We start from the raw sequence: 12,777 nt of genomic DNA, 5'->3' as shown, positions 1-12,777 counted from the left end.
GGCCGAGTGACCAGGACACCTGTGCAGAACCCAACCGGCCGCCACGGCCGTCCCGCCTACGACCGCGACTCGCTGCTGGAGGTCGCCGTCGTGGTCTTCAACGAACGCGGCTACGACGGCACCGGCATGGAGGAGCTGGCCAGGCGTCTGGGCCTCAGCAAGTCGAGCATCTACCACCATGTCTCCGGCAAGGAGGAACTCCTCGAGCTCGCGGTCGGCCGAGCCCTGGACGCCCTCTTCGCGGTACTCGACGAGGACCAGGACCCGGGCAGCACAGCTCCGGACGCCACGGCGACCGCCCGGATGAAGCGCATCGTGCACCGCAGCGTCGAAGTCCTCGCGGCCGAGCTGCCCTACGTCACCTTGCTGCTGCGCCTGCACGGCAACAGCGAGGTCGAACAGCACGCGCTCGCGAGGCGCCGTGAGTTCGATCACCGTGTCGCCGAGCTGATGGCCCAAGCGGCAACCGAGGGCGGCATACGAGACGACATTGCTCCACACCTCGCCGGCCGACTGCTGTTCGGCACCGTCAATTCCCTCGTGGAGTGGTACAGCCCCGATCGCGGCCTGCCCGTGGAGACGGTGGCCGACGCGCTGACGGCCATCCTCTTCGATGGTCTGCACGGGCAGCCCGCGAGCTGCCCCGGACCGGCCGTGGACATTCCGGAACACCGGGGACAGACTGATGCGGAACGGATGGCAGGACCGCTGACGAAGGGGTGAAGGAGACAGCTTCATGACGACCGCCGCGCATCCGGTGCCCGACGCATCCGAGCAGATCGAACGCTTCCAGCAGCGTGCCTCGGACGCGTTCGCTCCGTTGCGTATCCGCTCCGGCACCACCGCAGTGGGAACCGGTGTGAGCGGCAGCATGCGCACTGCCAGGCCGGGTGAGGTGCTGGTCACCCGGATCACCGGAGGGCCGTGTACGGTGCTGCGCTCACGCTCCCTCATCGGTTCCGGCGACCGGGAACTGGTCAAGGTCGCGCTCTACGGGCGCGGCCGCGCGGGCGTTGAGCAGGACGGCCGCCAGTGCCTGCCGGGCCCGGGCGATCTCGTCGTCTACGAGACCGTCAGGCCGTACGAACTGTGCTTCTGGGAGCCTTTCGACATCGTGGTGCTGGGCATCCCGCGCGCTCTGCTGGGCCCGCACGTCCACGGTCTCGGGAGCCGCACGGCGCTCGCCGTGCCCACCGACGGCGGTGGGCGGCGGTTGGCGGCCACGCTGCTGCGAGACACGGCGGACGGACTGGACGCGTGTGTCGGCAGCGGCGGCCCTCATCTGGCCGACGCCCTGGTTTCGGTGGTGCTGTCAGCCCTGGCCGAGCAGCCCGTCGTGGCGCATCCCACGGACAACCTCGCCGACCGCATCCTGACGTACTGCCTGGGCAGGCTCTCCGACCCCCGTCTCGCACCGGAGTTGGTGGCCCGGGCTCACAGCATCTCGGTGCGCTACCTGCACAAGGTTCTCCAGCAGCGCGGCGTCACCCTGTCCTCCTGGATCCGCGCGAGCCGCCTGGAGCGGATTCGGCGCGACCTCGCGGACCCTCTGCTCGCCGATCGCAGCGTGGCTGTGATCGCGGCCCGCTGGGGCGTGCTCGACGCCACGCATCTCAGCCGCGCACTGCGCGCGGAGTTCGGGCAGAGCGCGGCAGAGATCCGGCGGTCGGCTGCCCGCCCGTCGGGGTGACGGGGCGGACGGCCGCCTTCAGCGCCACCGGGAGGTGCTGTCTTCTGCCCGCGTCCTGGTGAGCGGTGCCTGGCAGCCCAGACTCAGCGCGGCCACCCCGGTCGGATAGCCGGTGATCGGCCATGTGCCAACCCGGCGGCGAACAGGGCGTGGCCACGGTCGGGGCGAGCCGCCACCGAGAACGGCGCCGATCCGGTAGCCGAGCGATACCCCGCCGCAGCGCAGCCGCGCAGCGAAGCTCGGAGAACACGGACGCTGTCGCCCCCGTGTCGATGAGCGGGAAGAGGACCGCGGCCCACAACAGCGGCGCGCAGGACCCGATGAGCACTCCTTGCGACGGCCGAGCCGGTCGGACAGGGCCGCCACCCATGGGATGGTGGCCGGCCACACCGCGGCGGCGATCAGGGCCGGCAGCACGATGCGGTCCCGGGCGAAACCGAGCTGTGTGGTGGCGTACGACAGGACGTACGCCATGAAGATGTGGCCGATGGAGTTGGTGCCGATGAAGGTGCCGCCGGCCGGCAGGACGTCCTTCCACTGCGTGTGCAGCACCGCGAGCACCGGCATGCGTGAACGGTCGGCCACGGCCGTGCCCTGGGGAGACCCTTGAAGATCTTGAAAATGCGCCCGGCATCCATCGGTTTGTTCGATCGACATGTGCCTGCGAACCAGGGCACGCTGAGCCGCCCAAGCGAAACTTTCAGGGCACTCCTGGCAAGACGGTGGCACCGATGAAAACTGGCGCCGACGACGCGGCTGACGGCGCGGAGTCGGAGCTCTTCGGAATGTGGTGACCGTTTCGGAGAGCGGGGTCAGCGGATGTGACAGCCCTGCGGAGGGGATGCCGCTGTGGTGTGGGAGGGGCGAAAGGGTTCTGGTGTGGATCGGCGCCGCGGCCGGGGGAGTACGGTCGCGGCGCCGGGTCGGGGAAACGGGGCAGGTGGGGTCAGGTCGGGGGCAGGTCGGGGGGTCAGGCCAGGCTGGTCCAGATGCTCTTGACCTCGGTGTAGGCCTCGATGGCCTCCCAGCCCATCTCGCGGCCGAGCCCTGATGACTTCGTGCCGCCCCAGGCCGCCGCGGCGTCCAGGCCCTGCATCATGTTGATCCACACCGTGCCGGCCTTGACCTGGCGCGCCAGGCGGTTGGCGGTGCCGATGTCCCGGGACCAGATCGCGGCGGCGAGCCCGTACTCGGAGTCGTTGGCCAGGGTGACCAGCTCCTCAGGGTCGTCGTACGGCAGTACCGACAGCACCGGGCCGAAGATCTCCTCGCGGGCGATCCGCATGTCCTGCCGGACGCCCGCGAAGACGGTCGGCTCGAAGAAGAAGCCGTTCGTCAGATCGCCGTCCGGGCGGTTGCCGCCAGTGAGCAGCTCCGCGCCCTCGTCCTTGCCGAGGGCGACATAGCGGGCGGTCTGCTCGACCTGCTCGGCGGAGACCAGCGGCCCGAGATGCACCTCGGGGTCGAGCCCGTTGCCGAGCCGCAGCGTCCCGGCGGCTCCGGCGAGCTTCTCGGCGAACTCGTCGTGACGCTTGCCGTCGACGTAGAAGCGGGTGTATGCGGCACACACCTGACCGCTGTTGAGCAGCCCGCCGAGCAGGTTGCCCTGGACGGCGGCGTCGATGTCGGCGTCGGCCGCGATGATGCTCGGCGCCTTGCCGCCCAGTTCCAGGGAGACCTTCTTCAGGGTGCGGCCGCATTCGGCGCCGATCTCCCGGCCGACGGCGGTGGACCCGGTGAAGGAGATCTTCTTGACCAGCGGGTGGCTGACCAGGGCCCGGCCAACGTCCGGACCGCCGGTGACGACGTTGACGACTCCGGCCGGGACTCCGGCCTGCTCGATCAGCTCGGCCAGCCGCAGGGTGGACAGCGGGGTCTGCTCCGCGGGCTTGATGACTACCGTGTTGCCGGTGGCGAGCGCCGGGGCGAGCTTCCACACGAGGATCATCAGGGGGAAGTTCCACGGGGTGATCAGTCCGCAGACGCCGAGCGGTTCGCGACGGGTGCGGTAGTCCACGTCCGGGACGGACAGCGGGGCCGTGATGCCGGTGATCTTGGTGACCCATCCGGCGTAGTAGCGGAAGTGCTCGACCGCGTTGGGCACCGAGAAACCGGCGCTCACCCCGAGCGGCTGGCCCTGGTCCTGGGTCTCCAGGGCGGCGATTTCCTCGGCGCTCTCCTCCAGCAGGTCGGCGATCCGCAGCAGCAGTCGGGCGCGGGCGGCGGGCAGCAGCCCGCCCCACTCGGGGGAGGTGAACGCCTCGGCGGCAGCGCGCACCGCGGTATCGACGTCGGCCGCGGTGGCCTCGGGCAGTTCAGCGAGTACCTCGCCGGTGGCCGGGTTGAGGGAGGTGAAGGTGTTGCCGCTGCGGCCGGCGGTCCACTCGCCGCCGATGAGCATGTCCGTACGCATATTGCTGGTCTCCCTGGGAGATGGGCGAGTCAGGAGGTGGCGAGGATGAGGTCGGCGGCCTTCTCGCCGATCATGATCGAGGGGGCGTTGGTGTTGCCCGAGGGGACCGACGGCATGATCGAGGCATCCGCGACGCGCAGCCCCTCGACCCCATGGACCCGAAGTGCCGGGTCCACGACAGCGAGCGAGTCCTGGCCCATGCGGCAGGTGCCGACCTGATGGTGGTACGTGCCGACCGCCCGGCGTACGTATTCACGCAGGTCGTCGCGGGTACGGGCGTCAGGGCCCGGGGCGACTTCGGCCTTGCGCCAGCCTTCGAAGGCGGCGTGCGCGCCGATCTCCCGGCAGATTTCCACCGCGTCGACCAGGGCCTCCAGGTCGTAGCGCTCGGCCAGGATGTTCGGGTCGAGCAGCGGCGCAACCTCCGGGTCGGCCGACGCCAGCCGGAGCGTGCCCCGGGACAGCGGGCGGACGATGCCCGGCGCGATGGTGTAGCCGTGCTCCGGCACCGGGTAGGACTCGGCCGGGTACACCATGTGCAGGAAGAGCGGCTGCAGGTCGGGACCGAGCCGGGCAGGGTCGGTGCTGGCGAACAGCTGGCTCTCCAGCAGGTTGCCCTTGCCTGGAGGCAGCGGCCGCGAGGCCTCGTACACATTGCTGACCAGCAGGTGGTCGTGGAGGTTCTCGCCGACCCCGGGCACATCCACGGCGACCTCGACCCCGACCTCACGCAGGTGCGCTGTCGGGCCGATGCCGGACAGCAGCAGGGTCTGGGCCGAACCGAGCACGCCGCCGCTCAGTACCACCTCGGAGGCCGCGTACACGCGGTGCAAGGCGCCGTCGGCGGCGTACTCCACGCCTACCGCGCGGCCGTCCTCCAGCAGCACCCGGTGTACCCGGGCACCGGTGGTGACCGTCAGCGACGGATTGTCGAGGACCGGGGCGACAAAACTCTGCCAGGCGCTCATCCGACGGCCGTCGCGGATGGTGGCGTGGTTGAAACCGGCGCCGATCATCCGCTCGCCGTTGAAGTCCTCGGTCAGCGGGTGCCCCAGGGCGACGGCGGCCTCGACGAACGCGGCGGCGGTGGGGTGCGGTTCGGCAAGCCGGCTGACCGGCAGCGGGCCGCCCTTGCCGTGCCAGTCGCTCGCGCCGTCCACGTGGTCCTCGGAGCGCTTGAACAGCGGCAGTACGCTGTCCCAGTCCCAGCCGGCGCAGCCCGCGTAGGCCCACGAGTCGTAGTCGCTGCGGTGGCCCCGAACGTAGATCATGCCGTTCAGCGAACTGCTGCCGCCGAGCACCTTGCCGCGGGGCCAGTACAGCCTCCGGTTGTTGGCGTGCACCTGGGGCACAGTCATGGCCGCCCAGTCCACTTCCGACTGGAGCAGCAGCGGCCAGCCCTGCGGGCTGTGTACCCGCTCGTCGACGTCCACCGGACCGGCCTCGACGACATGGACCGAATGCCCCTGGTCCAGCAGCCGCCGGGCGATCACACTGCCGGACGAACCGGCGCCGACGATTACGTAGTCATGTTCTGTACGGGGCTCTCGCGTCATGGCGTTCCCACTCCTGCAACATCGTCGTTACTTGGCGGGAACGCTAGAAGCGGGGCAGGCACGGAGCTTTCCATCGGGCGCACGGGTAGTCGCCAACACGTGCACTCCGACCGACGATCATCGTACCGTTTGTCGCAATTCGTGGGTTTGGCGGCCTCGTTTCTCGGCGAACTCCAGGAGCGTGGCTTCCGGGGCGACGAGGAGTTGGCGGACCGGTTGCGCGCGGCCATGGGAGACGCGGCGATCCCCCTCCTGCGCCCGCTCGCGGTCGATCTGGAGATGCTCGCCATGCTGCTGGAGGGCGACCCGGTTGAGTCGGGGGGTCGGATCGACCTGTCCACCGGGGAGTGCTGGCCGGCGTTCACCGACGAGTCGGAGCCCGGGTCCGGGATCGAGGAGGCGGATGATCCCGAGCGATGGCTGTACGCGCCGGCTCTGGGTTCTCGGGCCGGTTACCGGGACATGGAGCTGTTCATCGACGGGCTCGGCGACGTCGCCCTCGCCGAGCGGCTGCGGATCGCCACCACCGGGCGGGGCGCCTTCCGACGCTTCAAGGACGTCCTCGCCCGGGACGAGCGCGCCTGGCGCCGGTACCACCGGCTCAGCGATGAGCGACAGCGCGGCCGGACCCGCGCATGGCTGGTGGAGGAGGGCTATTGCCCGTCCGCGTCATACAACGCATCCTCGCGCTGACCGTCGCGATCTGGCACGACGACCACACCGGACAGCCAGTCCTGCGCTCACTGGCCGCCCATGATCACTGCCCCCTTGGAATCAATCATCTAGAAGATCACTGAAAATCTTGTTGAGGGCTGTCCGGCCGTGGGCCGGGCGGCCCTTTTCGCTATGTGGTGGCCGGGGTGAGGTGCCAGGTGGTGCCGGTCCGGGTGAGTCCGAGGTTGATCAGTCGGCGGAGGTTGAGGGCGGCGGCGCGGTGGTGCAGCCAGAGGTTGTTGGCGATGACGCCGCGGTGCGGGACGCGTCGGTTGCCCTTGGCGACCAGCCAGGCGATGGCGCGTTCGACCGGGGGCCGCCATCTGCGGTATTCGGCCTGCCAGGCCGGGTCGGCGGCGTCTCGGCGGGCGGCGGTCAGCAGTTCATGCTGGGGGTGGATGTTGAGGGTGCGTCCGGTCTTGGATGTGGTGCAGCGCTCGCGCAGGGGGCAGCCGACGCAGAGGCGTTTGAACTGGGCGGTGCGGGCCCCGTCGGCTTTGATCTGGCCGAGGTTGGCGGTTCGTCCGGCTGGGCAGGTCGCGGTGCCGGCGGCTGGGTCGATGCGGAAGTCGTCGATGGTGAAGCCGTCGGGGATCACCTGCCGCAGCGGCGGTGGCTTGATGACCAGGGTGTGGCCCGCGGCCTGCAACTGTTCGCGCAGCTCGCCGGTGCCGTAGGCGGAGTCGCCGAGCACGGTTAACTCGCCGTCCTCCCCGTCCAGCAGATCACGGGCAACGGCCGCTTCGTGGTTGCCGGGACCATAGCCGCCGGTGACAGCGACGGCGGTGAACAGCCCGCTCTCCGGCTCGAAGGAGACGTGTCCTTTGAATCCGTCCTGGTGGCGGGTGCGGTTTTTGTGGATGTGCCGGGCGTCGGGATCGACGGTGGACACCGTCCGGTCGGGCGCGGTGCGCCGGGCGATGCGCCAGCGGCCATCGCGTCCGTCGGAGTCCTCGGCCGGTTCCACATCCTGCCCGGCGACCAGGGCCAGCAGGCCCATCGCGTTCGCGGCCTTCTCGCCCAGCTCACGATCGGGCAGGCGCCCGAGCAGGTTGAGGGCGTCGGTGACCAGCGCATCCACCAGCGCAGCGCGCGCCTGCTCGTCGTTCCAGGCGATCTTCGGTTTGCCCGGGTCGGTGTAGTCGTGCGCGCGGCAGTGCTCCGCGGCGGCCTCCTGGGCTCCAGGGACATCACGGATCACCCGGCGGATCGCGGAGACGATCTGGGTGACGGTGTCCTGGGTGGCCACCGCGTCATCGAGGACGGTGGAGTCCACAGCACGCCGCTGCTTGCCCTTGAGCACCCCGGTCGCGGCCACGACCTCCTTGACCTTGGTGAAAATCCGCATCGGCTCGGCCGAGTGGCGCAGCCGGCGCCTGAAGTACGTCAGCAGCGACGGATCGAACGCCATGTCGTACAAGCCCAGCCCACAGGCCGCTTTCCACCGCAGATCACACCGCAGTTCCTGGACCGTCTCGAAGTCCGACAGCCCCTGCAGGCTCTGCAGCACCACGGTGGCGGCCAGGACCTGCGGCGGCAGACTCGGACGGCCGTTGGACGACGGGTACATGTCCGCGAACATCGACGGCGGGAACAGTGCCTCCCGGTGCTCGGCCAGAAACGCAAATACGCTCCCGGCCGGGATCAACTCCCGGCAGGTCTCCCACACATCCGGCCCGACCATCTCCCCGGCCCATTCCCCCTGCATGCCTACAAGACTGACCCCGGCCCTACCGGGCCGGGGCCAGAACCCGCAACATTTTCAGTGATCTTCTAGAAGATCACTGAAAATCTTGTTGAGGGCTGTCCGGCCGTGGGCCGGGCGGCCCTTTTCGCTATGTGGTGGCCGGGGTGAGGTGCCAGGTGGTGCCGGTCCGGGTGAGTCCGAGGTTGATCAGTCGGCGGAGGTTGAGGGCGGCGGCGCGGTGGTGCAGCCAGAGGTTGTTGGCGATGACGCCGCGGTGCGGGACGCGTCGGTTGCCCTTGGCGACCAGCCAGGCGATGGCGCGTTCGACCGGGGGCCGCCATCTGCGGTATTCGGCCTGCCAGGCCGGGTCGGCGGCGTCTCGGCGGGCGGCGGTCAGCAGTTCATGCTGGGGGTGGATGTTGAGGGTGCGTCCGGTCTTGGATGTGGTGCAGCGCTCGCGCAGGGGGCAGCCGACGCAGAGGCGTTTGAACTGGGCGGTGCGGGCCCCGTCGGCTTTGATCTGGCCGAGGTTGGCGGTTCGTCCGGCTGGGCAGGTCGCGGTGCCGGCGGCTGGGTCGATGCGGAAGTCGTCGATGGTGAAGCCGTCGGGGATCACCTGCCGCAGCGGCGGTGGCTTGATGACCAGGGTGTGGCCCGCGGCCTGCAACTGTTCGCGCAGCTCGCCGGTGCCGTAGGCGGAGTCGCCGAGCACGGTTAACTCGCCGTCCTCCCCGTCCAGCAGATCACGGGCAACGGCCGCTTCGTGGTTGCCGGGACCATAGCCGCCGGTGACAGCGACGGCGGTGAACAGCCCGCTCTCCGGCTCGAAGGAGACGTGTCCTTTGAATCCGTCCTGGTGGCGGGTGCGGTTTTTGTGGATGTGCCGGGCGTCGGGATCGACGGTGGACACCGTCCGGTCGGGCGCGGTGCGCCGGGCGATGCGCCAGCGGCCATCGCGTCCGTCGGAGTCCTCGGCCGGTTCCACATCCTGCCCGGCGACCAGGGCCAGCAGGCCCATCGCGTTCGCGGCCTTCTCGCCCAGCTCACGATCGGGCAGGCGCCCGAGCAGGTTGAGGGCGTCGGTGACCAGCGCATCCACCAGCGCAGCGCGCGCCTGCTCGTCGTTCCAGGCGATCTTCGGTTTGCCCGGGTCGGTGTAGTCGTGCGCGCGGCAGTGCTCCGCGGCGGCCTCCTGGGCTCCAGGGACATCACGGATCACCCGGCGGATCGCGGAGACGATCTGGGTGACGGTGTCCTGGGTGGCCACCGCGTCATCGAGGACGGTGGAGTCCACAGCACGCCGCTGCTTGCCCTTGAGCACCCCGGTCGCGGCCACGACCTCCTTGACCTTGGTGAAAATCCGCATCGGCTCGGCCGAGTGGCGCAGCCGGCGCCTGAAGTACGTCAGCAGCGACGGATCGAACGCCATGTCGTACAAGCCCAGCCCACAGGCCGCTTTCCACCGCAGATCACACCGCAGTTCCTGGACCGTCTCGAAGTCCGACAGCCCCTGCAGGCTCTGCAGCACCACGGTGGCGGCCAGGACCTGCGGCGGCAGACTCGGACGGCCGTTGGACGACGGGTACATGTCCGCGAACATCGACGGCGGGAACAGTGCCTCCCGGTGCTCGGCCAGAAACGCAAATACGCTCCCGGCCGGGATCAACTCCCGGCAGGTCTCCCACACATCCGGCCCGACCATCTCCCCGGCCCATTCCCCCTGCATGCCTACAAGACTGACCCCGGCCCTACCGGGCCGGGGCCAGAACCCGCAACATTTTCAGTGATCTTCTAGGACCAATACCGGTGATTTAGTGTTTTGTCCGGCGGGTCGGGGTGGTTCTGGTCGGCTTGGTGATCGTGATGGCCGGCAGCTCGGGGCAGGGCGGGTGGCGGTGTTCGGCCCGTTTGAGCTTCCAGCTGGCCATCTTGCGTTTGATCAGACGGGGGTTGGACCGCAGCCGCCGGGGCGGCAGGAGTCGCTCGCAGATCTCACGCAGGGCTTGGGCCATGGCCCGGGTGAGTCGGCAGGGGGGAAAGTGCCGCCTGGCCGGTGACGTGGCGGCGGACGACGCGCAAGGTGCGGCTGAAAGAGATCCGGTCCGGATCACGTCCGGCCTGGCTGGCTGCTTCGTGCATCAGGTCTGCGCAGCGCGTGGTGGACCAGCAGGAACGCGTAGATTTCCTGCTCGACGCCGGCCGGGTGCTGGGAGCGCAGCACGAGCCGGGCTCCGCCCTGGTGGGTCTTGATCTCGTCGAGTGTGGTCTCGATCTCCCACCGCTGGGCATACGGTGCGGCCAGGTCGGCTGCCGAGGCGGCCTGCGGGTCCAGGATCGTGGTGATCAGTCGGTAGACCATGCCGTCCGCACCTGTGCCGAGGGTGTACTCGATGACCCGGACGGTGACCGGGTCGGCGCGGCGGTTCTTGTCCCGCGCGGCGACGATCTCGGACAGGTACGAGCCATCGTGAAGGGCCTCGACCACGGGCAGGACCGCGCTGTTCTTCACCCGCCACAGCAGGTCGGCGCCGCTGGCGGAGGCAGCCCGCTACAGATCGAACCCGACGAAGCCTCGGTCGACCAGCGGCAGCATCCCCGCCGACAGGCGGTCGAACAGGTGCCGGGCCAGGATGGTTTCGTGCTCGGCCAGCGGGCCGACCTCGGCGGCGAAGACCGCGTGGGTGCCGCACTCGACCACCGCGGCCACCCTCGCCTGCGGGAACGCGCCCCGGCGTTGTCCGCGCGAGGATCCGGGATGACCGAAGAACGCGTCGTTGGCCTGCGTATCGGGCAGGTCGAAGGTGGTGCCGTCCACCGCGACCAGCCGCCAGGAACGGTACCAGGCCCCGGCCGTCGTCTCAGTGGCCACCGGTCGGCACACCCGGGCGAACAACGCCTTGGGCGGTTCGGGGCCCAGCCGCAGACGCGCCCGGCCGACCGGCGCCGTCCAACTGGCCGCCTGCGTCATCCTTGGCGCGCTGGCGATGTTCGCCGCGATACGCGGTTCCCCACACCCTCGACCTGTCCGTCAAGCGCCTCGGCTACCTCAGCCCCATCGAGTTCGAAGAGAAGCACTACGCCGACCAGGCAGCGGCCGAACCAGTGAACCTGAAACCACGTCAACCCGCTCTGACCTGCTAGTCGCCCACTCCCGCGCAGCGGGGGAACCTCACACCTCCATGTGGAGGTGCGGGCGTTGTGTCTTGTGCCAGGGGCGGATCGATCAGAAGGGGTAGTGGGCCTGTTGGGTGGCGATGGTCACCCAGCGGGTGTTGGAGAACGCCTCGATGCCCCACCGGCCGCCGAACCGGCCGTATCCGGAGGCCTTCACGCCGCCGAAGGGGACGTGGGGCTCGTCGGCCACGGATTGGTCGTTGATGTGCACGATGCCGGTACGGATGCGGCGGGCGACGCTCAGCCCGTGGGTGGCGTTCTCGGTGATGATGCCGCAGCTCAGACCATGGTCGGTGTCGTTGGCGACGGCCACGGCAGCGTCGTCGTCGCGGAACGTCTCGACGACGCAGACCGGCCCGAAGGCCTCGGCGTAGTACAAGTCCGCGTCCTGGGGAACGCCGGTGAGCACGGTCGCCGCATGCACCGCGCCCGTCGGCTGTCCGCCTCCCGTCAGCACGGTGGCGCCCTTGGCGACCGCGTCCTCCACCAGAGCGGCGACGCGCTGTGCCGCCGATGTGGTGACCAGCGGTCCCACGACGGTGTGCGGGTGGGCGGGGTCGCCGGCCTGGAGGGCGGCGACCTTGGCGGTGAACTTCCGGGTGAACTCCTCGGCCAGCGACTCGTGTACGAGGATGCGGTCGCCGGACATGCAGATCTGCCCGGAGTTCATGAACACGCTGAAGGTGACGGCGTCGACGGCGTAGTCCACGTCCGCGTCGTCCAGGACGATCACCGCGTTCTTGCCGCCCAGTTCGAGCACGGCCGGCTTGAGGTGCTTCGCCGCGTGGGTGCCGATGATCCGGCCGACCTCGGTGGAGCCGGTGAAGTTCACGGTACGCACCCGGGGATCGGCGATCAGCGTCTCTGCGATCTCCGCCGCGTCCTCGCGGGCGTTGGTGACCACGTTGAGCACCCCGTCGGGCAGTCCCGCCTCGCGTAGCACGTCCGCGACGAGCAGTCCGCAGGCGATCGGCGCGTCCTCGCTGGGCTTGACGACGACGGTGTTGCCGGCGGCCAGGGGGGCCGCCACGGCCCGGACGCCGAGGATGACCGGGGCGTTCCACGGCGCGAACGCCGCGACCACGCCCAGTGGTTCCCGCACGGCCAGGCCGAGTGCGCCTTCCTCCTGTGCGCTGAGCACCTCGCCTCGCGGAGCGGTGATCGCGGCGGCGGCCTCCCGCAGGATGTTCGCCGCCAGCGCCACGTTGAAGAACGCCCAGGGGACGGTACCGCCGACCTCGTGGGCCATGATCTCGGCCACCTGCTCGGCACGTGCGTCCAGCAGATCCGCCGCCTTGAGGAAGATCGCGCGACGGGCGAAGGGCGTGACCGCGGCCCATTCGGCGAATGCCGCGTCAGCGGCGTCCACGGCCCGGGTCACATCCTCCGGGCCGGCCGCGGCGACGGTCGCGTAGACCTCGCCGGTGTAGGGGTCGATGTCCTCGGCGGTACGGCCGGAGAGGGCGGGCGCATCCTTGCCGCCGATGAAAAGTTCACGGGTGAGAGACATGAAGGGCTTCTTTCGGTGCGGGGCGGTCGTGGC

At 69.9% G+C, this 12,777-nt stretch carries 12 protein-coding genes; 3 read left to right on the top strand and 9 right to left on the bottom strand.

What is annotated here, in order from left to right; all coding sequences use genetic code 11:
• Positions 1-6 precede the first annotated feature (6 nt).
• Together Q4V64_RS45005 and Q4V64_RS45000 are read left to right on the top strand one after the other, a co-directional pair.
• Positions 7-723, top strand: a complete 717-nt coding sequence (locus Q4V64_RS45005) for a TetR/AcrR family transcriptional regulator (RefSeq protein ID WP_253266681.1) — start codon at positions 7-9, stop codon at positions 721-723.
• A gap of 13 nt (positions 724-736) precedes the next feature.
• The gene (locus Q4V64_RS45000; RefSeq protein ID WP_124437235.1) at positions 737-1,690 is read left to right on the top strand and encodes a helix-turn-helix domain-containing protein; all 954 of its coding nucleotides are present in this window, start codon (positions 737-739) and stop codon (positions 1,688-1,690) included.
• 18 nt (positions 1,691-1,708) lie between these two features.
• Here Q4V64_RS45000 and Q4V64_RS44995 read toward each other — a convergent pair whose 3' ends face one another.
• From Q4V64_RS44995 to Q4V64_RS44985, 3 genes are all read right to left on the bottom strand, one after another.
• Positions 1,709-2,257, bottom strand: coding sequence for a hypothetical protein (locus tag Q4V64_RS44995; protein ID WP_124437236.1), 549 nt, complete (start codon positions 2,255-2,257; stop codon positions 1,709-1,711).
• A gap of 403 nt (positions 2,258-2,660) precedes the next feature.
• Positions 2,661-4,103 (bottom strand): aldehyde dehydrogenase family protein, encoded by a 1,443-nt coding sequence (locus Q4V64_RS44990; protein WP_124437237.1) that lies wholly within the window; start codon positions 4,101-4,103, stop codon positions 2,661-2,663.
• A 29-nt stretch (positions 4,104-4,132) separates the two neighbouring features.
• Positions 4,133-5,659 carry a GMC family oxidoreductase N-terminal domain-containing protein gene (locus tag Q4V64_RS44985; RefSeq protein ID WP_124437238.1) on the bottom strand — a complete coding sequence of 509 codons (1,527 nt, stop codon included), beginning with the start codon at positions 5,657-5,659 and terminating at the stop codon, positions 4,133-4,135.
• Between the two features lie 129 nt (positions 5,660-5,788).
• Between Q4V64_RS44985 and Q4V64_RS44980 the strand changes: the two genes are divergently transcribed.
• Positions 5,789-6,352, top strand: coding sequence for a hypothetical protein (locus Q4V64_RS44980; RefSeq protein WP_253266682.1), 564 nt, complete (start codon positions 5,789-5,791; stop codon positions 6,350-6,352).
• A gap of 151 nt (positions 6,353-6,503) precedes the next feature.
• On the opposite strand, the gene Q4V64_RS44975 is transcribed toward Q4V64_RS44980, so the two are convergent.
• The 6 genes from Q4V64_RS44975 to Q4V64_RS44950 all read right to left on the bottom strand — a co-directional run bounded on the left by Q4V64_RS44975 (position 6,504) and on the right by Q4V64_RS44950 (position 12,744).
• Complete coding sequence (locus Q4V64_RS44975) at positions 6,504-8,081, bottom strand: IS1182 family transposase (protein WP_303708624.1); 1,578 nt, start codon at positions 8,079-8,081, stop codon at positions 6,504-6,506.
• 127 nt (positions 8,082-8,208) lie between these two features.
• Positions 8,209-9,786 carry an IS1182 family transposase gene (locus Q4V64_RS44970; protein WP_303708624.1) on the bottom strand — a complete coding sequence of 526 codons (1,578 nt, stop codon included), beginning with the start codon at positions 9,784-9,786 and terminating at the stop codon, positions 8,209-8,211.
• 85 nt (positions 9,787-9,871) lie between these two features.
• Positions 9,872-10,072 (bottom strand): hypothetical protein, encoded by a 201-nt coding sequence (locus tag Q4V64_RS44965; protein WP_124445738.1) that lies wholly within the window; start codon positions 10,070-10,072, stop codon positions 9,872-9,874.
• Positions 10,073-10,167: 95 nt separating this feature from the next.
• On the bottom strand, positions 10,168-10,569 hold the full coding sequence (locus Q4V64_RS44960; protein ID WP_253267548.1) for a transposase: 402 nt from the start codon (positions 10,567-10,569) through the stop codon (positions 10,168-10,170).
• 39 nt (positions 10,570-10,608) lie between these two features.
• The gene (locus Q4V64_RS44955; protein ID WP_253267547.1) at positions 10,609-11,028 is read right to left on the bottom strand and encodes a hypothetical protein; all 420 of its coding nucleotides are present in this window, start codon (positions 11,026-11,028) and stop codon (positions 10,609-10,611) included.
• A gap of 255 nt (positions 11,029-11,283) precedes the next feature.
• Positions 11,284-12,744: an aldehyde dehydrogenase family protein gene (locus Q4V64_RS44950; RefSeq protein ID WP_124445737.1), complete on the bottom strand. Its 1,461-nt coding sequence runs from the start codon at positions 12,742-12,744 to the stop codon at positions 11,284-11,286.
• Between the last annotated feature and the right edge of the window lie 33 nt (positions 12,745-12,777).

Source organism: Streptomyces sp. NL15-2K (assembly GCF_030551255.1).
Classification (GTDB): Bacteria; Actinomycetota; Actinomycetes; order Streptomycetales; family Streptomycetaceae; genus Streptomyces.
The sequence above is the reverse complement of the archived record's forward strand: the minus strand, read 5'-3'. Positions and strand labels throughout refer to the sequence as shown.